The organism is Paenibacillus cymbidii (genome assembly GCF_004764705.1).
Classification (GTDB): domain Bacteria; phylum Bacillota; class Bacilli; order Paenibacillales; family NBRC-103111; genus Paenibacillus_AN; species Paenibacillus_AN cymbidii.
The window spans coordinates 57878-77336 of sequence record NZ_SHLX01000025.1 but is presented as its reverse complement, the minus strand read 5'-3'; the positions used below and the strand labels follow the sequence as shown (position 1 = coordinate 77336).

18 protein-coding genes are annotated in these 19459 nt (G+C 57.3%); 7 read left to right on the top strand and 11 right to left on the bottom strand.

Annotated features, from left to right (window positions below; all coding sequences use genetic code 11):
• Positions 1-381 precede the first annotated feature (381 nt).
• A complete protein-coding gene (locus EXY20_RS27805) occupies positions 382-1245 on the bottom strand; it encodes an AraC family transcriptional regulator (protein WP_135555400.1) in 864 nt (287 codons plus the stop codon).
• 145 nt (positions 1246-1390) lie between these two features.
• Between EXY20_RS27805 and EXY20_RS27800 the strand changes: the two genes are divergently transcribed.
• Positions 1391-2521, top strand: a complete 1131-nt coding sequence (locus EXY20_RS27800; protein ID WP_135555399.1) for a glycoside hydrolase family 172 protein — start codon at positions 1391-1393, stop codon at positions 2519-2521.
• 85 nt (positions 2522-2606) lie between these two features.
• Here the strand turns inward: EXY20_RS27800 and EXY20_RS27795 are convergent, their stop codons facing one another.
• On the bottom strand, positions 2607-3377 hold the full coding sequence (locus EXY20_RS27795; protein WP_135555398.1) for a response regulator transcription factor: 771 nt from the start codon (positions 3375-3377) through the stop codon (positions 2607-2609).
• Positions 3355-5184 carry a sensor histidine kinase gene (locus EXY20_RS27790; RefSeq protein WP_135555397.1) on the bottom strand — a complete coding sequence of 610 codons (1830 nt, stop codon included), beginning with the start codon at positions 5182-5184 and terminating at the stop codon, positions 3355-3357. The genes EXY20_RS27795 and EXY20_RS27790 overlap by 23 nt, the downstream gene beginning before the upstream one ends.
• Before the next feature lie 217 nt (positions 5185-5401).
• Here EXY20_RS27790 and EXY20_RS27785 point away from each other — a divergent pair, with 217 nt between their 5' ends.
• From EXY20_RS27785 to EXY20_RS27770, 4 genes are all read left to right on the top strand, one after another.
• Positions 5402-6382, top strand: a complete 981-nt coding sequence (locus tag EXY20_RS27785) for an ABC transporter permease (RefSeq protein ID WP_135555396.1) — start codon at positions 5402-5404, stop codon at positions 6380-6382.
• A gap of 15 nt (positions 6383-6397) precedes the next feature.
• Positions 6398-7282, top strand: coding sequence for a carbohydrate ABC transporter permease (locus EXY20_RS27780; RefSeq protein WP_135555395.1), 885 nt, complete (start codon positions 6398-6400; stop codon positions 7280-7282).
• A 125-nt stretch (positions 7283-7407) separates the two neighbouring features.
• The gene (locus EXY20_RS27775; RefSeq protein ID WP_167859567.1) at positions 7408-9045 is read left to right on the top strand and encodes a type 2 periplasmic-binding domain-containing protein; all 1638 of its coding nucleotides are present in this window, start codon (positions 7408-7410) and stop codon (positions 9043-9045) included.
• A gap of 66 nt (positions 9046-9111) precedes the next feature.
• Positions 9112-9465 carry a hypothetical protein gene (locus EXY20_RS27770; protein WP_135555393.1) on the top strand — a complete coding sequence of 118 codons (354 nt, stop codon included), beginning with the start codon at positions 9112-9114 and terminating at the stop codon, positions 9463-9465.
• Between the two features lie 22 nt (positions 9466-9487).
• On the opposite strand, the gene EXY20_RS27765 is transcribed toward EXY20_RS27770, so the two are convergent.
• Positions 9488-10363 carry a phytanoyl-CoA dioxygenase family protein gene (locus EXY20_RS27765; RefSeq protein ID WP_135555392.1) on the bottom strand — a complete coding sequence of 292 codons (876 nt, stop codon included), beginning with the start codon at positions 10361-10363 and terminating at the stop codon, positions 9488-9490.
• 139 nt (positions 10364-10502) lie between these two features.
• On the opposite strand from EXY20_RS27765, the gene EXY20_RS27760 reads away from it, so the two are divergent.
• Entirely contained in the window at positions 10503-11324 is an 822-nt protein-coding gene (locus EXY20_RS27760) for an AraC family transcriptional regulator (protein ID WP_135555391.1), read from the top strand.
• Positions 11325-11423: 99 nt separating this feature from the next.
• On the opposite strand, the gene EXY20_RS27755 is transcribed toward EXY20_RS27760, so the two are convergent.
• From EXY20_RS27755 to EXY20_RS27735, 5 genes are all read right to left on the bottom strand, one after another.
• Positions 11424-11819: a hypothetical protein gene (locus EXY20_RS27755; protein ID WP_135555390.1), complete on the bottom strand. Its 396-nt coding sequence runs from the start codon at positions 11817-11819 to the stop codon at positions 11424-11426.
• A gap of 58 nt (positions 11820-11877) precedes the next feature.
• Positions 11878-12327, bottom strand: a complete 450-nt coding sequence (locus EXY20_RS27750) for an Rrf2 family transcriptional regulator (RefSeq protein WP_135555389.1) — start codon at positions 12325-12327, stop codon at positions 11878-11880.
• A gap of 136 nt (positions 12328-12463) precedes the next feature.
• Positions 12464-13567, bottom strand: coding sequence for a GerAB/ArcD/ProY family transporter (locus EXY20_RS27745; RefSeq protein WP_135555388.1), 1104 nt, complete (start codon positions 13565-13567; stop codon positions 12464-12466).
• Positions 13564-14766, bottom strand: a complete 1203-nt coding sequence (locus EXY20_RS27740) for a Ger(x)C family spore germination protein (RefSeq protein WP_235886228.1) — start codon at positions 14764-14766, stop codon at positions 13564-13566. Before EXY20_RS27740 ends, EXY20_RS27745 begins: the two co-directional genes overlap by 4 nt.
• Positions 14763-16292, bottom strand: a complete 1530-nt coding sequence (locus EXY20_RS27735; RefSeq protein WP_235886227.1) for a spore germination protein — start codon at positions 16290-16292, stop codon at positions 14763-14765. The genes EXY20_RS27740 and EXY20_RS27735 overlap by 4 nt, the downstream gene beginning before the upstream one ends.
• Positions 16293-16382: 90 nt before the next feature.
• On the opposite strand from EXY20_RS27735, the gene EXY20_RS27730 reads away from it, so the two are divergent.
• Positions 16383-16586: a hypothetical protein gene (locus EXY20_RS27730; RefSeq protein WP_135555387.1), complete on the top strand. Its 204-nt coding sequence runs from the start codon at positions 16383-16385 to the stop codon at positions 16584-16586.
• A gap of 261 nt (positions 16587-16847) precedes the next feature.
• Here the strand turns inward: EXY20_RS27730 and EXY20_RS27725 are convergent, their stop codons facing one another.
• Positions 16848-18191: a DEAD/DEAH box helicase gene (locus tag EXY20_RS27725; protein WP_135555386.1), complete on the bottom strand. Its 1344-nt coding sequence runs from the start codon at positions 18189-18191 to the stop codon at positions 16848-16850.
• Between the two features lie 143 nt (positions 18192-18334).
• A complete protein-coding gene (locus tag EXY20_RS27720) occupies positions 18335-19396 on the bottom strand; it encodes a discoidin domain-containing protein (RefSeq protein ID WP_135555385.1) in 1062 nt (353 codons plus the stop codon).
• Positions 19397-19459 lie beyond the last annotated feature (63 nt).

Genomic DNA, 19459 nt, shown 5'->3' with positions numbered 1-19459 from the left:
TCTCCGGTGACTGCGGCGGACCTGCAAGCGTGGCTCGGCGGTTGTCCCTTTTCACTGTGAATGAAATAGCTGGTTTCAACCGATTGGGCTCCCGTTGTCCCGCGGCTTGCAACGGAGCTTTCACTTGGAGGAGCACTTCGTGTTCCCTGTAATCCGCCATGTCTTCTCGCATCGTTTTTATCGTTGACTTGCAGGACATAGTCGGCCCCTTGTTCGATGATCGTGGCTGCAATCTCTTTTTGCGTGCGCATCGCATCAATCGTGACGATACTTCTTTTGAGATCGAGCAGGTGTGATCAACGGCAACTCCCCTTGTCTTTTCCAGCTTGGGTTTACTTTCGTAAGCGATTGCCCTGGTGCGCCGCGGCCGCAGCTTCGGTTTTAATACGCGCGGCGGTAATGGGAGGGGGCGACCCCTTCTTGCTTTTTGAACGCCCGGCTGAAATCGTGGATGCTGGAAAAGCCAAGCTGGTACGCGATTTGCTGAATCGGCAGCTCGGTGAACCGCAGCAGTTGTTTCGCTTTCTCCAGGCGGGCCAGTTGATGATAGCGGATCGGACTCATACCGAATGCGTTCTGAAACAGCCGCGCTAGATAAAATTTGCTAATGTGGAATTTATTGGACAACTCGTCCAGCGATATGTCGGCGTCATGATGGTTCAAATATTGTTCCACCTGAAGCAGCAACGGCATTTTATCGCGAACGAGCGGGGTGCGGCCCCATTCGTATTCGCGGAGCAAGTAGGCGAACAAGTTGAGAAAATGTCCTTGCATCCGGAGTTTGGCAAAAGGCAGCTTCATCCGGTATTCCGCAATGAGGGCGAACAGCAGCTTCTCGAACACGGCAGGATGGCGAAGACGCATATGGTCGGGCAACTCGAACGGCCCGGCCGACAACAGGTCCTCACGAAACCAGCCGATTTCCGCCGCGCTCATCTCTTCCTTTCTGAGGAACGATATGGTTACATCCCTGCTGTCCGGCCGCTCGACCAAGTCGAAATGAACGTTTGGCTGCCTGACCGTCGTTTCGCCGACGGAGCGGATGGTGTGTCTGCGGCCGGGCCGCAAAATGAATAAATCGCCCGGAACGCCGCAGCAGGCATGACCGGCAATCGTTACGACGATTTCGCCTTCCATCAGGTACAGAAATTCGTAGTCCCACAGATCGCGCTCCCTCATATACCAAGGCGACTGAATCACGCTGTCGGAGGCAAAACGAATGTAGGGAGAAAGCGAGATAGCCATATGCGGCTCCTTCTGTCAGAGGGTCATCTATCCTCTTCCATTATAGCAAGGAATGTTAACATGTTGGCAGCATTGGTTAAAGTCATTTGGTTCCTGTTTCGCTATGATTGTAGGGTACGAACGATTATTGATGGAGGTGCTGTAAATGCATAGTCCGCTTGGCGGCATTGCCGAATTGCAACAAGGGATAAAAACGAAACGAATTTCCAGCTACGATCGCAGCGGAGGCAATGCCGATTGCATCCGGATCGCTGCGGGCGAAACCGCAGAGCTTGCCGCGATCGAAGGAGCTGGCATTATCAAGCATATCTGGTTTACGCTGAGTTCGCCCGACAAGATGATCAGGCGCAATGCGATTCTGCGCATGTACTGGGATGGCGAAACCGAGCCGAGCGTCGAAGCGCCGCTGGGCGACTTTTTCGGACAAGGCTGGGGCGAAGAGTATTCGTTCCAATCGCTGCCGCTTGCGGCGGCGCCCAGGGAAGGAAGGGCGCTGAACTGCTATTTCCCGATGCCGTTCGGCAACGGCGCGCGCGTGACGCTGGAGAACGATTCCGAGCATGTGATGCAATCGTTCTACTTCTATATCCATTACGAGGTTTATCCGTCCATGCCCGATACGAAGGGGCGGTTTCATGCCTGGTGGAACCGGGAATTGACGGAGGTTCATCCGGCGGAAGGGGAGACGGAATGGGCGATCGTGGCGAAGCAGGCCCCCAACAAGACCGACGAGCACAATTACTTGTTCGCCGACATTGAAGGGAAGGGGCATTTCGTCGGGGTCAACTACTATGTCGACAGTCCGGGACCGATGTGGTACGGAGAAGGCGACGACATGTGGATGGTCGACGGGGAAGCATGGCCCGGTTCGCTTCATGGAACGGGGACGGAGGACTTCTTCAACACTTCGTGGAGCCCTAACGAAATTTATATGCACCCCTATTTCGGCAGCGCGCGCATCCCGGACAAGCTGGGCTGGATGGGGCGGACGCATATCTATCGTTTCCTGTTCGAAGATCCGATTTATTTCGACAAGTCGTTGCGCGCCTCGATCGAGCATGGACACGACAACAATTTGACACTGGACCTTTGCACGGTGGCCTACTGGTATCAAGCGGAGCCGCATAAGCCGTACCCGGCAATCCGGTCGCGAGCCGAGCGGGGCAACATGCCGGAAATTACGCCGAGTGACGTTCATCTTTGGCGGCATGCCTGGCGGCAGTCCAAGGGGGCGTCGCCGACGCTGTGGGGGAATGAACGGGACCCCAAGAAGTAAACGGCGCGTTTATTTCATTCGCTTAACGTCGAATCCGCAGGCAACAGGCTTGCGGGTTCGACGTTTTTGCGTATAGACGCCGTCCTCACCGCTTGGCAAACTCCGACGGCGATATGCCGGTTATTTTGCGAAACACGCGGCTGAAATAAAGCGGGTCGTCGAATCCGACAAGGGAAGCGACTTCCTTGAGCATCAGCGTCGGCTTTTCTTTCAGCAGTATTTTGGCTTGCTCGATGCGGTACTGCGCCAGATAATCCATCAGCGTGCTGCCTTTATGTTTTTTGAACAACTTGTTGATGTAGGAGCCGACCAGGCCGAATTCCGCTTCCAGCGTCTGGTGGCTGACTGCGCTGCGATAGTGCTGCTCGAGATAACGTTCGACGGTTTGCACGATGCGTTCGTGCTCCGACAACGGACGCGCCGCCGACTGCGTTTCGCCGCTTGCGGCGCCGTGAACCGCGTGCTCCGGACGCGCCTGTTTGCGCTGCTCCGTCAGAGCGGACGCCTTGTCGAACAACTCGCGGAGCTGCTTCGGATGCGGCGGTTTGAGCAAATAGTCCATTACCTCGCTCTTGAGCGCATGCAGCGCGTAGGAGAAGTCGGGGTATGAGCTCAGCACGACGCGAAGCGCATCGGGGCACACCTCGCGCGCCAGGTCGAGCATATGCAGGCCGTCCATGCCCTGCATGGCGATATCGCTGATGAGCAGGTCCGGCTTGTCATTCGGAAGCGAAGCCAGCGCCTGTTCGGCTCCCGTGTAGCTGCCCGCAATCTCGTGCTCGGGGGCGATCTGCGCGATCATTCGCTCCAGCATCGATAAAAACAACGGCTCATCATCCACCAGTACGATCCGCATAGGCGGGGATCTCTCCTTTCGATTCCGTCATGCCGATGCGAAGCAAGGCGCCGCCGGAAAAGCTCTCGGCATAGGAGAAGCGGACATCCGGTCCGAACAAAAAGCGCAATCGCGCCATCGTATTCGTCAGCCCGCGGTTCGCTTCCGGCGAAACGCCCGGTCCAAGCGAAGCCCAGTACGCCTCGAGCCGTTCGCGCGCTTCCGCGCTGAAGCCGCGCCCGTTGTCTTCGATTTCCAGCCGCCACCCTTCCGGCGCCCGTTCTCCTCTGATCGCGATGATCCAACGTTCCTGCCATTCCGTGAAGCCGTGCTTGAACGCGTTCTCCGCCAGCGGCTGCAGCAGCAGCTTGGGCACTTTCAGCGCAAGCATGTCCTCCGGCACCTGAATTTCGTATTCGAGCTTGCCGCCGTACCGGATGCGCATAATGCGCAAATAATCGCGCAAGTGGTCCAGTTCTTCGGCGAGCGTGGACGTGTAGGAATCGCCGTAGGTCACATATTTGAACATGTTGATCAGCGATTGGCACAATTCCAGAATATGCTCGTCGCCCTGATCGAATCCGAGCATGCCGATAATCGACAAGGTATTGTACAGAAAATGCGGATCGACCTGCTTCTGCAAGGCGATCAGCCGCGCCCGCAGCTCCGCTTCCCGTGCGCTCGACGCTTCGCGCTTCGATTGCTGCAAGCGCAGCAGCATGTCCCGGAACGAGGCGTGCAAATCGCGGATTTCGCCGATCTGCAGCTGATTCGGCCGCAGCCGCAGCAGCGAATCGGTGACACTGGATTCGATCGACGCCAAGTCAAGCTGGGCCATCGCTTTGCGCAGCCGGTGCAAGGGGAGCAGCGTACGGCGAGTCAGCAGGTAGATCAGTGTCATGCCAGCCGCGCTGACGAGCAGGCCGAGCGCAAACACGGTAATGGAGAGACCGCGAAGCGAACGGTTCAGCGGCGAGGTCGTCATGGTCATGGCGTACAGCCAGCCGGTGTTGCCCGAACGCTGGATAAATTGCAGCGCGTCGCGCGACTTGGCGAAATAGCTGTCCGGCAAGTCGGCCGGCTGCTGCGGAAGTTTGGAGACGTCCGCGGAGTCGCCCTGTACGGGATGCCAGCGGTCATCCGAGCCGTAGACATAAAGGGAACGGCTGATGCGATCGTTTCCTTGCAGCGCAAGCGCGGCCATTTTGGCGAAAAATTCGTCCGAAAGCTGAATTTCGACGATGGAATGGGCGAGGCCGGAGTAAGTGATTTTGCGAATGAGCGAAACGACCGGCGGGCGCTGCGGCTCCAGCAGGTCAACCGCCGGGTAGCGCACGAGACGGAACGAATCGTCGAACCAATACGATTGCAGCGAAACGAGCCGTTCCCGCATCACTTCCGGAGGCACGTCGGGAGCGTTGATGCCGGTGCCGATATAGGCCCCCGAACGGCTGATCACCGTTACGCGCTGGAACACCTGCGGATCGAGACCGTGAATGAGGTCGATCGTCTCGCGAACGGTGGCGATCCACTCCGGATTGCTTTTGATCGCTTCGTAAGCGTTCTCATGTAGCGACAACGCGAGAAAGAGCGAAGCGATCGTCTGGCTGGACTTGATCTGCACCAACTGGCGGTCGGCATTGGCGATCGCGTTGTCGACGCGTCCCACATAAGCGTTCAGTTCGCGCTCGAACGAATTGGCGTACAGCTTCTCCTGCTGCCGGCTTGCATGCTGGTAAAAGACGAGGAAAGAGGACGTGACAACAGCCAGCAGCAAGGAGGAATACAGCAGGAACAGCCGCCGATGAAAGCTGGAGGGCTTGCGCATGCAAGGCGCCCCTTTCCGTCCAACGATTGATTTTGATTATAGCAGATCGCCTTGCGGATGGACATGACCGGGGAGCAAGATCTCGAAATCGTCCATATGGTGTTTGAAATGTTGCATGTACACGCTTACAAATGTGCCGTAACATGTGGAATGTGCATGAGCGGGGGCAACCGGCGAAGCGGAGCGGAACCCCTGACAACCAAAAGGAGTGGATGCCATGAACCGTGCACCGACGCAATCTGCTTCACCGCATCCTGAAACGGGGAGCCGATTTGCATCCGGCGAGGCGAGGGCGCTGAGGAAGCTGATCGATAATATCCGGCGCAACCCTCATTTATACATGATGGTGCTGCCTGGAGTGCTTGGATTCCTGCTGTTTCATTACGCGCCGATGTACGGCGTTGTGATCGCCTTCCAGGATTACGATCTGATCATGGGATTTTGGCACAGCGATTGGGTGGGGTTGAAGCATTTTACTTCCTTCTTCGCCGAACCGACCGCCTGGCGCATCGTTCGCAACACCATGCTGCTCGGCTTCTATTCGCTGCTGTTCGGCTTCTGGCCGCCGATTGTGCTGGCGCTGCTGCTGAATGAAGTGAAGCGTGCCAGGTTCAAGAGAATCGTGCAGAGCATCAGCTATTTGCCGCATTTTATCGCGATCATCATCGTGGTCGGCATGCTGATGCAGCTGACGAGCGACCGGGGGATTATCAATCTGCTGCTGAACCGATTCGGCATTGAAAGCATTCATTTCTTCACCGACATCGCGTACTTTCGGTCGATGTACGTCATCAGCGATATTTGGCAATCCGTCGGTTGGAACTCGATCCTGTTCCTCGCCGCTCTGACAGGCGTCGACCCCGAGCTGTACGAGGCGAGTTATATGGACGGAGCGGGCCGGTTCCGGCGGATGTGGCATATCAGCTTGCCGGGCATCCGGCCGACGATCAGCATTGTGCTGATTCTGAGCGTCAGCCATGTCGTATCGGTCGGGTTCGAGAAAGTGTATCTGATGCAGAATCCGACGATTTACGAGGTAGCCGACGTGTTGGCGACCTACGTGTACCGCAGGGGGATTGTCGGAGGCGACTTCAGCTTCGGCGCAGCCATCGGCCTGATGAACAACCTCGTCGCGCTGCTCATCCTGTGGATTGCCAATCGTACGGCGAGCCGCTTGCGGCAGGAATCGTTCTGGTGACAAGGAGGATCATCGATGAGAAATACCGGGTTAGCCAACCGGGTGTTTGACACGCTCAATTATACGGCTCTTGCGCTGCTATGTGTCGTTATTGCGTTCCCGTTTCTCTATTTGTTCAACTTGTCGGTCAGCGCGCCGTTGCCCGTATCGAACCAGGAAGTCGTGCTGTGGCCGATCGGGTTTCAACTGGACAGCTACCGCAAGGTATTTGAAGACAACCTTATTTTAACGGCATTTTGGAACAGCGTCCGTTATACGGTGGTCGGCACGTTTTTTGTTCTTACCATCGGCTGTTTGACCGCTTACCCGCTTTCCGCCAAACGAATGCTGCTGCGACGGCCAATCATTATCATGATGACGTTTACGATGTTTTTTGGCGGCGGTCTGATTCCGTCGTTCCTGCTGATGAAACAACTGGGCATTCTCAATTCGATTTGGGTGCTTGTCGTTCCCGGTGCGTTTTCGTTCTGGAACATTCTGCTGCTGCGCACCAATTTCCAGAGCTTGCCGGACGAGTTGTTCGAATCGGCACGCATCGACGGCGCTAACGACTGGCACATGCTGTTCCGCATCGTGCTGCCGCTGTCGAAGCCGATCCTCGCGACCATTGCGCTGTTCGCGGCTGTCGGGCAATGGAACTCGTTTTTCGGGCCGCTTATTTATCTCAAGTCCGAATCGATGTATCCGCTGACGATCGTGCTGCGCCGCATTCTCATTACCAAGGAAGTATTTGACGATGCGGTGACTACCAAGGGAGTTGATCCCCGGTATCAGATGGGCATGAACACCTCTCTTCAGATGGCGACCATTTTTGTCACGGTTGGTCCGATTGTGCTGCTGTATCCTTTCCTTCAGCGTTACTTTGTCAAAGGTGCGCTTGTCGGTTCGATAAAGGGATAAATAACTCCGGGCGGAGTACGTACGGGAGGTGGGAGGCGGGTTGTCAAATGTCGCTTTCGCTTGTATGCGTTAGCGTGCATCGTTTATTGCCGTGGTACAATACACCCAAGGAGGTCAAGCAACAGATGAAAAAAACCGCCCTTACCGCATTGGCCGTTTTGCTCTCGGCATCGGCTCTTGCCGCTTGCAGCGGGAAAGGCAATCAGGCGGGAGAAACCAAATCGCCTTCGCCGTCTTCGGCGCAATCGGCCGCTCCGGCTTCGCAGAAGCCGAAGGACCCGCCAACCGTCGAGCTGACGCTGCCGATCGACGCCGGCGCAACAATCAATAGCGATACCTGGTACATCAAGGAATGGGGCAGCAAAACCGGCGTCAACTTCAACTTGACGACAGTTCCGCGCGACTCGCAGAAGGAGAAGCTCAATCTGGCGATCGCTTCGAACGAATTTCCCGAGCTGACGCGTTTTTTCTCGGACGATACGACATACAAGAAGTACGGCTCCAAGCTGTTCGTGGCGCTCGATCCGTATTTGGCCGGCGGGAAGCTGCCGAATTTGCAAGCCTATTTGAAGAAGTACCCCGATATCGAAAAGGCGATGCGCAGTACGGAGGACGGCAAACTTTACGGCTTTCCGATGATCCAGGATTTCGAATGGGTGTCGCGGGTGTGGTGGTTCAATAACGATGTGCTGAAGAAGGCAGGGATGGATGTCGGCCAGATCAAGTCGCTTGACGATTTGAAGAAGGCGATGTTGGCGCTGCAGAAGGAGAACGGCGGCAAACCGATTACGTCGTCCCGTCTCGGCTGGTCGTATTACTTCTGGACTTCGTCAACCCCGTTCGGGATTGCCGGGGAGAACAACGGCAAAGATCCGCGCTACAATGCGGAGGCGAAAAAGTTCGAGTACGGACCGACCGCATCGCCGCAACGGTTCAAAATGTGGGTCGAATTCGAACGTTGGATGTACGAAAACAAGCTGCTCAGCCCGGACTTCATTACCATGAAAGACAACGACCTGTTCACCGGTTATGCAAGCGGCGCGTTCCCGCTTATTCGCGAGCAGAACACGGCGGGCACGGCCGGCCCGAACGAACCGGCGATGGAGGCGATGCTTCCTTTTGCGGTAGACGGCAAAATTCAGACGCAGCCGCTTGCGCCGCACTACAACATCTCCTTCCGCGGGCCGTGGGTGATCAGCAACAAATCGAAGCACATCGACGACATCGTCAAAGCGCTTGATTGGATGTACAGCGTGGAAGGCGTGCAAACCTTGTTTCTCGGCAAAGAGGGCGAGCATTGGGTGAAAGATCCGAAGACGCCTTCCGGTTTCAAAATTACCGGCTATCAAAGCCTTTGGACGGCAGGCGCAGACGGCAAACAGCCGGCCGGTCTCAAGACCGGGTCCGAGCTCGGCCTGTCAAGCTGGTGGCTGGCAGGCGTCATTCCGGAATTTAACCGTTACAATACGATTTCCGCCAAGGAAGGCGAAGACGCCAAGGCGAAGAAGTACCTCGTATCCCGCGATGCCATTATCAAGACGGGCGGTACGAACGAAGCGCCGCCGGCCGTATCGTTCGACACGGAAGGCTTGAAGCGGGCGACCGAGCTGAGCAACCAGATCGAGACGTATACGTCGGAGAATGCGCTGAAATTTATTTTGGGTCAGAAGCCGATGAGCGACTGGGACAGCTTCTTGGCCGGCTACAAAAACCTGAAAGTGGACGAGTGGGTGAAGCTTTACAACGATTTCATGGTGAAATAAGGCAGATGAATGTGCGGCAGCGGCGGGGGAGCGAACATCGGGTTCCCCGCCGGGTGGCCCGTTTTATTGCTCGGCAACCAAATAGCCCATGAAAAATGGCTTATTTGCCCTCTTTCGCCCGGCTTGTCTGCAATAGCCAGTAAAAACACTGGTTATTTCGTATGGACGGCCCGTTTTTGGCGAAACAGGCAAGAAAATAGGGCCTATTTTGCAAGGGGGAAGTTGGCGGATGGGGGGATGGCGCGCATGAAGCAAAATCCGGCCAGCGGCGACGATTTAAGGCGGATTTTCCTGCTTATTTGCTCCGATCTGGGTAACGGCAGCGAATTAAGCTGGTTTTTCCAGCTTATTTGCTCCGATCCGGCCTGCGACTGCGAGTTAAGCCGGATTTCCCTGCTTAACTCGCCGCCGCTTTCATGACAGTTGTTCCGATCGTTTGCGCCTAGATCAAGTTCCACTGTTTGCGCGCTTCTTCCATCGGGCGTACGTTAGTCGGACCTTGGTAGACGGGATTGCGGCCGACCCACCTGGCATCCGCGGGTTCGCTTGCCAGTTGGTAGCGGGTGTCGCAGCTGATGCGCATGTGCGGCGTAACGTTCACCGTCGATGCGTGCATGGTGTACATCCCGAACAGGATCGCGTCGCCGGCCTGGAACGAGGTAGTGGCCCATTGGCCGCCGAACTTGTCGACCAGCTCGATCGGATCTTTCGAGAACCAGCCTTCCGTTTTGTCGCGGTCGACGTCCATTTTGCCGTAGGTGGCGATGACGCGGTCCCAGCGATGGGAACCGAGCAGGATGCACAACGTGCCCATGTCGATCGGCGTATCGCCGAACGGTGTCCATAACGTATACAAATTTGGGGTGCCCGCGCCCATGTAGACGATGTCGTAATGCGCGCCCGTGTTGCCTCCGTTCGGAATGGCGCGCAGCCATTTGTAATCGTAGGTGATGACTTCCCCGCCAAGCAATCCGGCAAAAAAGCCCATCGTCCGCGGCGAATCGACCACTTCGCGGAAGGCAGGGAACGAATCGTTGACGCCGCCCCAGAACGCTCCCTTGTTATCCGGGCCGATCCGCGCCTCCGCCGCTTCGGTGTCCGGCGCCAGCTTGCCGTCCCGCTGCAGGCGCTGCAGGATTTCCTCCCTCGCCCGAAGCACCTGCTCGCGGTCGTGAAACCCGCGGATCAGCAAATAGCCGTCTTCCTCCAAACGCTGCTTCAAGGCGGCGGGATCGCCCAGCAAGCTGTTGGCATCGCGCAGCTCCGTCAAATAACGGCCGCCCATCTCCAATTGTTTCGCGCCGATCGTGACCATCATTGGCGAACCAGCTCCTTTTTCGAATTGTCTCCAGCATAACAGCGGCGACGGGCAAGCTCCATGACGATTTGTTGCGAAAATATATAAATTTGTGGTTTGATGGAGGAGAGAATTGGCGGAGGACGGGGTGGAGCGGAGCATGGAAACATTTTTGATGCCGGATACGAGAGATGAGTTGTACCTGAGCTACTACGGCCAGCATCGCTGCGACCCGGGGCTCGAATACGGTCCTGCGGTGCGGGATCATTATTTGCTCGTGTACGTGAGCGACGGCGGCGGCGTGTACCAGGCGAACGGCAAGGAAACGCCGCTGCGCGGCGGCGAGTCGTTCGTGTTGTTCCCGAACGTGTTGACCCGCTACAAGGCGGATCTGATGGAGCCGTGGGACTACAAGTGGATCGCGTTCTCCGGCGCGGCGGCCGGTCCGATCCTGAACCAGGCCGGGATTACGACGGCCCATCCGGTCATTCGCCATCGCCGTCCGGAGCGGATCAGCGCGCTGATCGACAGTTTGCTCGATTATGAACCGGCGCGGGACGAGAAGACCGACAGGTTGTTTTATTCGGGCAACCTGCGTTTGCTGCTGGCGGAACTAAGCCGGGACGGCGCCGGTACGGGCGGCGGACGACAGGTCGACAACCGCATGATCGCGGCGCGCAATTTCATGCAGCAGCATTTCGACAATAACATCACGGCGAGCATGGTCGCCGAATATGCGGGTATGGAACGAAGCTATTTTACCAAACGGTTCAAAGCCGAGTTCGGCCGCAGTCCGTACGATTACATTCTGGAGCTTCGTCTGGCCAAAGGGAAACGGCTGCTCGCGCAAACCGACATCCCGGTCGAACATTTGGCGCTGCTGCTCGGCTTCAACGATTCGTTCCACTTTTCGAACTTTTTCAAAAAACGGACCGGCTGCGCGCCGTTGGTTTATCGCAAGCAAAACATTGGTATGGAATAAGGCTGAAATCAGCCTGACAGAGAGAGGGACAGTTATTGCCGCTTGTTGTCGGCCCCCCGGCCCAACAAAAAAAGCGCCGAAGCGCTTGGAATGTGTTCCTTAGACGTCGAGCCGGTTTTTCAACCCGTTGCCGAACCAGCTGTAAGGCTGAATCGCCGTCGTTTTGTTCCTGCCGTGCTGCGCGGCCGTTACGGTCTGCAGCTTGCCGGTCAGCTCTTCGAACCACGCCTTGTCGTGCGTATCGAGCGAAAGCCCGATCAAGTCGTGCAGCTCCTCCGGCGCCGAGGGCGAGTATTCGGGCAGCTTCTTGACCCGGTGCAGCTTCGTCTGGATCATCTCGCCGACGATTTCCTGCCGGTCCGACTGCGTCACCCATACCTTGACGACGCCTTCCGGCCCGATCGATTGCACAAACCCGAGAAACTTCTCATCTCTATGTGAGGCGCCGCCGATCCAGTCGCCTTCTTGAATCGTTTCGCTCCATGCCGTTGTCATATCGACACACCGTCCTTTCCCCCTGGTTCGTTCCTGTCCGGAACAACCGATTCCGCTGTTACAACAGCCCTGCGGCTGCCTCCTTCTTGCCTTGCGCTGCCTGGACGCTGTCGAGCACGTCGCGAATTACGGTATTCTGCAAGTAAAGCAGCATTTGCCGTTCGGCATCGATGAAGATGCGTTCCATGACATCCGCCATATTGCAGGCGACCATACAGCCTTCTTCCGTATTGCCGGAGCACCAGTTCGGTTTCATCGAACCGATGGAAGTGGCGAGGTATACGTCGGCCAACGTCACTTCATCGGGGCTGCAGTTCAGAAGGAAGCCGCCTCCGATTCCTTCCTTGGTGGCAATGAGGCCGTGCTTTCTCATGCAGCTCAGCACCTTGCGCACGCGGGACGGGTGGGTGCCGACATTGTGGGCGATCATCTCGCTCGTCGCCATCCGGTCCGTCCGATACGCCAGAAACACCAGGCTGTGCACGGCGATCGTAAACTCGCTGTTCACCCGTCGCCCTCCTTCCCGCGCTATCTACTGTTAGTATATAAGTTACAGTTAAAGTTGTCAAACAATTCATGAAATTCAGACGAAAAATGGGCAGCCGCCGCGTGAGCCGCAAACGGTCGGCCGTTCAGTCCGCCGCTCAGCTCGCTTGTGACAGCTTTTTGCCGAATACGAAACGAAGCAGGAGCATCAGCAGCGGCAAGCCGAACGCCACCGGATTGGCGATACGCGGCCAATAATGCTCGAGGTAATAGATGGCGCGAAAATGGTCCTCGACGATCCAGTAGCCGAAGGCGCCGACCGGAAGGCAGGCCGGTGCGATCAGCTTGCGGTAGCTGCGCACCCCGAGCAGCTTCGACAGGCTGAACGAAGCGCCGTACAGGCAGAACATGACGCCGAACAAGATCGGCAGCGAATAAAGCGCAATCATAATCATTTCATACCGCTGCAGGAAAATGCCGATATGGGCGTTGCGGGCGAGCTTCATGCAGGAGACGGTGTATTTGCTGGTCACTTCCGACGAAAGCACCGCGGCTTCCAGTATCGCCCAAATGCCGACGAGCAGACCGCTCAGCATAATCCCGGCAACACCCAACTGGCCGCCGCGTTTCTGCACATCCTTGACGTGCGGCAGCACGAGGGCGGCCATCATCGTGGCGAGCGCCCAGTCTTCGTTGTAGTGGACGCTGGCCACTACGGTTGGAATAAACCCGAGCTCCATCACCGGCAGCAAATTGCGGATGTCGAACTCGTTCATGGACCCGAGCACGATCAATACGTTTAACAGCACGATGCACAACACGCCGATCAGCGAGATGCGCGCCATCACTTCCAGCCCGTAGAAGCAGCCGACCGCGCCAACGATTAAAGCGGAAACGATGAACAGCATGATCGGCGCTTCCGGCAAAAAGTATTCTTGCAGATGGTACACGAACGTAATCATCAGCGGGCCGAACGCAGCAAGAAAAAACAGGAATATCACCAAGGCGACCAGTTTGCCGAACCATTGACCCAGCAGCGCCGCGCCCAGGCCGATAAAGTCCCGTTCCGGCGTATGCCGGATGGCCAGGTAGGTGATATAAATCATGACGGCGCCCTGGACGGTGCCGAACAGCGTGGCGATCCACATGTCCTGACCGATCACCATGGCAAGCACGCCTTGTGTGACGCCGATCGCTTTGGCATAAATAAAGTTGACGATCATCGCCACGTACATGCCGTTCGTAATGCGCAGCTTCGTCATTTTACCCCCATTCCCGCCGCCTTCAGGACGCCGCTTTTGATCGTCGCCTTCACTTCGACCGTCGTTTCCGCCGCGGCGAATACGTCGTCCCACGATTGCTTCAATGTCCGCCATTCGAGCGGGTATTCGTTGCGGAACACATCGCCCAGCTTGAGAAAATCGGATTTGTACTCCCGCTGCGCTTTGACCAGCACGCTGGTAATGGCCGATTCCAGCTCCTGCGTCAGTTCGGCTTCCGTTCCTTGACGAATGTCGGCCTCTGTCGCCTGGCAGCCGTTCTCCACGATATCGGCCTCTGTCGCGAGCCGGATGCGGAATGACGCTTTTCCATTGCGATACGCCGGATCGACATGCAGCTTGGCATGGCGAAACTCGAGCGTTGCCTGGCCGGTTTTTTCATTGGGGCAGGGAACGACTTCAATGCCGTTGTCCAATTGTTCGAGGAAAAACAGCAAACCGCGCGTCTCTTTGATCGTCAGCCAGCCGGCCATACGATCCTCGGCGAACGCGGCGGCTCCCGCCAGCTCGACTTGTTCGATCGAGCCGTGCTCCTCCGGCTTCTTGTTCGAAATGCCCCGCCGCACGAGCTTGAGCTTGGCCAGGACCGGATGCGTGGCTTGGGTCAAGTACGATTCCTCGAGCACCATCATGTTCGTTCTTGGGGCGACGCCGACGATATGGTTGTTGCGGAACAGGCGGTTGATCGCTTCCCCCGGTACGATTTCCAGACCGGTGATCGTCGAAATCAGCTGATCGGGGCTGTCGGGCGTAACCGCTACCCAGGTGTTCATTCGCAGCTCGTGGTTGCGGGTGAAGAAGTCGATCATGTCCCCGATGCCGCGCCGCGCGTAACTTTCGTTCATGACGATGAGGAAATTGTGCGCCCAATAGACGCGCCTCGAGGAGATGCGGCCCAGGTTCCGGATCGCTTCGAATATCGTTTTGCCTTCGGCGCTGATCGAGTAGATCGGTTCGCCGGTGCCGCCGGAAGGAGCGCCTGTCTGGCCGCGCGCGTCCGCGGGCCGGATGATTTGGGCCGACAGCAGCACCGTCCCCGGTTTCTGTCCCACGTCCAGTCCGACGGCCGTCACGAGCGCCAAGTCGTTTATTTGCCATTGGCCGATACAAGAGGTAAGCGGCACGATCGCCAAAAGCGTTGCCAGCAGCCGGATCCAGATTGCCATTCGTTTCTTGTTCATTCGGGTTGTTCCTTTGGCGGTTTCGGTTGTTGTCCGCTCGCCATCCGGTGCCGGTTTTGCGCGAAGCCCGGCCGGTCGTCCAGCATCCACAGCGGCATCCGCAGCATCATGTCGCGCTGGTCGCGCGGCCGGAACGGGCTGAGCGGCGCCAAGTACGGTTCGCCGAACGAACGGATGGAGAGCGCGTGCAGCAGCAGCAGGAAAAACATCGTGGCGAACCCGAGCAGCCCGAGCGAGCCGGAAGCGAGCAGCAGCGGGAAACGGAAGATGCGCAAGGCGAGCGACGACGAATAGCTCGGTATGGCAAAGGACGAAATGCCCGTAATCGCCACGATAATGACCATAAACGGCGACACGAGGCCGGCCTGAACGGCGGCCTGGCCGATAATCAGCGAGCCGACGATGCTGACCGCCTGTCCGATCGGCTTCGGCATCCGCAGCCCCGCTTCGCGCATCAGCTCGAAAGCAAGCTCCATCAGCAGCGCCTCCAGCAGCACGGGAAACGGCACCACTTCCCGGCCGGATGCGATCGTCAGCGCAAGCGAAGTCGGAATCATTTCATGATGGAACGACACGAGCATGACATAGGTGGAAGGAAGAATCAGACTGATCAAAAAAGCGAAATAACGAACGATGCGGAAAAACGTGCCGACCCAGTAGCGGTGGTAATAATCGTCGGGCGCCTGCATGAACTGCCAGAAGAATGTCGGCACAATCAGCGCGACCGGCGTATTGTCGGTCAGAATCGCCACGCGCCCTTCCAGCAGCGCGGAAGCGACTTTGTCCGGACGTTCCGTGCTTTGCACCGTGTTGAAGGGAGAGAACGGCGCGTCATCGATCATTTCTTCGATGAAGCCGCTTTCCAGTATCGCGTCGAGACGAATGCTGTCAAGCCGCCGCTTTACTTCCTCGACAAGCCCCGGTTTCACCAAATCGCGAATGTAGAGCACACTCACGTCGGTTCGCGTTCTTGTGCCGATGACCGTCGAGTCGATCCGCAGCTCCGGGTCCTTGATCCGTCGGCGAATATGCGCCGTATTGGTGCGAATGCTTTCCGTGAAGCCGTCCCTCGGTCCGCGCACGTTATTTTCCGCAGAAGGCTCTTCGACGCTTCGTTCCTTCCAGCCTTTGGAGCTGACGAGAACGGCTTGGTCGAGTCCTTCGACAAACACGAGCGTATCGCCGGACAAGATGCCGAACACCGCTTCCTGCAAGCTGCCGCATGTCTTGGCCGCAGCGTTGAACATCAGGTGCGTGCGCAGCATCTCCGCCGTCGGCAGCTGCTCCGGGTTCCAACTTAGCTCGCTTGCGTGGATGAGCAGCGCTTTCAGCACCGCGTCCACGATCGCCCCGTCGGCCATGCCGTCCAAATATACACATATCCCGGGGGAAGCGGGGTTCGCGCAGAAGCTGAAGTCCCGCATCACGAGATCCGCACTATTGCCCAGGATGGCTTCCAATGCCGCAGCATTGTCGGCCACGTTCGGCACGATGGCTTCCTGCATCAATTGCTGTACCGACGGCATCGGCCATCACCTCGCTTAAGTCGGCAGTATAAGTCGACGATCCGCGGCCCACACTACGATCCATCAGCCGAACGTACGGAGGGGCGAACGATGGACGTTTATCATTCCTGGATTTACCGGCACGTCGTCAACACGGAAGGGTTTATGTGGACGGTTGTTTATTTCGTATTCGCGATCAATATGTTTTGCCCGCTGATTGTCTGGGGCATCATCAACTGGAACCGCGTCCAAGGCTGGTTTCGCCAGCCGAAACAGCCATCGCCGCAAGAAAATGGAAATCAGGCGCAGCCGTGATCGTAGTTTTCCTCGGAGCAGCGGAAAATATGCCTGATAAGCAGCGAAAAGAGGACCGCTCGACAGAGCGATCCCCGATAGGCCATCTTTTATTGCTTATTTGGGCTAAAATGGGCAGTCGACGCAAAATAGCCAGTGATTTCACTGGCTATTCGTATGAATCAACGCGAATTGGGGCTGTTTGGCCGAAATAACCAGTGTTTTCACTGGCTATTTTTGAAAGGACGGCCGTGGTGAAGCCAATAAGCCATTTTTTATGGCCTATCGGCCGGACTTGCCTCCGCCGGAGAACCGGTTGTTGCCGGACTTCGCTTTTGGCGGTTGGCCGCCTCCGGCGCGGGCCGGCTGTTTGCCGGGCTGTTGGCTGTTATGGCCGCCGGGCTGCTTCCCGGTCAATCGTCCGTTGTTTGCTCCGCCTTGTTTGCCGCCGGCTTGCGCGGTTTCCGCTTTGGCGGCGGGGGCCGTTTGCGTCATCGGGAACGGATGATCGTCGACGCGCGCGATCGTACGGCCGATCAGCTTCTCGATGTCCTTCAAATAAGGAATTTCCTCGTATTCGCAAAAGGAAACCGCTATGCCGCTCAGCCCCGCGCGGCCCGTTCGGCCGATGCGATGCACGTACGTTTCCGGAATGTTCGGCAGGTTGAAGTTGAACACGTGGGAAAGCTCGTCGATGTCGATGCCGCGCGCCGCGATGTCCGTTGCCACCAGCACGCGCGTGGCGCCGTTCTTGAAATTGTTAAGCGCGCCCTGTCTGGCGTTCTGCGACTTGTCGCCGTGGATCGCCTGCGCGGAAATGTTGGCCTTGTTCAGCCCGCGCGCTACCCGGTCGGCGCCGTGTTTGGTCCGCGTGAACACGAGCGCGGAAACGATCGACGGGTCTTGCAGCAAGTGAGTCAGCAGTCGGATCTTGTTTTCCTTGTCGACAAAATACAGCGTCTGATCGATACGTTCCGCAGTCGAAGAGACGGGCGTAATTTCCACCTTGACCGGATTGACGAGCAGCGTTTGCACCAGCTGCGCGATTTCCGGCGGCATCGTGGCCGAAAAAAACAACGTTTGCCGTTTGGCCGGCATGCGGGCGATAATTTTTTTGACATCGTTGATGAAGCCCATGTCGAGCATCCGGTCCGCTTCGTCAAGCACCAGAATTTGCACATGCTGCAGATCGACGTGCTGCTGGTGAATCAGATCGATCAAACGGCCGGGCGTGGCGACTACGATGTCGACGCCGGCTTGCAGGGCGCGCTCCTGGGCCGCTTGCGAAACGCCGCCGACGATCGACGTGCAGCGCAAATCAAGGAAGCGGCTGTACGCGCGGATGTTTTCTTCGATCTGTATGGCCAGCTCGCGCGTCGGCGTCAAAATCAGCGAGCGAATGCGGCGCAGCGTATGCGGCCGGACTTGTTGCCGGCTGAGCAGTTGGATGATCGGCAGCGCAAAGGCGGCGGTTTTTCCGGTGCCGGTTTGCGCGCAGCCGAATAAATCGTTGCCGTCAAGAACGGCGGGAATCGCCTGTTCCTGGATCGGCGTCGGCGCCCGGTAAGCTTCTTTCTCCAGCGCTTTCAATATCGGGGCAATCAGTTTCAAATCGCGAAAGTTCATACATTCTCCTTCATGGTCGCTAACGATTGGCATTGCCGGCAAGTTGTGCCGGATGACTTATTATAACGCACATTGGCCAACTTGTCCTTGCCCGGGAGACCGCATGAAAAAAACGCCCCCCGATCGGGAAGGCGTTTCATGCGTCAGAACGGGAAAAGCGATATTTTGCCGAGCAGAAGCTGCAGGTCCTGGCGATCGTACGATCCGTTCCGATTCACGTCGATTTGCAGCGCAGGATTGGCCGCGATCCGCACAAGATCGTCGATGCCGAACCGGTAGTCGGACGTTTGGTCGAGCATCGCAAACGTGATGACCGGCACGGCCGGGATGGCGAGATTGCTTTGGCCGGCAGCCGTGCGGATCGCTCCTTCTGACAAGCTCAGCGTATGCGGGCCGCTTCCCAGCAGCGCACCATCCGGGAGGAGCAGCATCAACGTATGGCCGCCCGGGTCGAACGGGTTGTACAAGGCGTCCACGATTTCAATTGGGACGCCGTTAGCGGCGAGTTGGAACCGATCGGCTTGCATACTGTAGGCGGCGTCCAGTACGGAAGAAACCGTGACGGAGACGCTGCCGCCTGCCGAGCTGCCGAAAGCCGTCAACAACTTCGTGTCGGTCGTCGGCGGTCCGAATATTTCTAGTTCCACCAGGCCGACGGAAGCGGTGACTTTCGGCGTAAGCACGATCCGCGCTTTTGTTGACGTCACGGCGTCGAACAGCGCTGTATTCAGCGTGTTGACGGAGTTCGCCGTCAACAGTTCCTTGGCGGTCGGAATCGCCGGCGTGTGGGTTTCGTTGGCCACATTCGTCCAGGCGCCGTCATCCCAGAATTGAATCGCGTAGCTGGATGGCGGTTGAACGCCGCCGCCGTCATTGAACAAATAAAGATTGATCTGGTTGAACGTCACCGGCTGGCCAAAATCGATGTCGACCGTTTGCACGGTAGTTTGCGGCCATGAGGTCCAGCGGTGATGCGCGCCGTCATTAAAGTCGTACAATCCATCATTCAAATAGGAGACATTATCGCCGCAATTGCATGTGTAAGACGCGGTAATCGACGGATAGGCCGCTCCGTTCGCATGCAAGGCAAAATTGGGCGAACTTTCGGCGGAAGATCGCGCGGATGAAGCGAAAAAAAGCGCAATGGCGATGAAAGCTGTCAATCCGTAGGCGATAAGCTTTTGTTGCGAGCGGTGTTTCGACATCTTGGCCCCCTGTAGGAACGGTGTTGGAATTTGCTTCTATAACAAAGATAATTCCACTTCCGG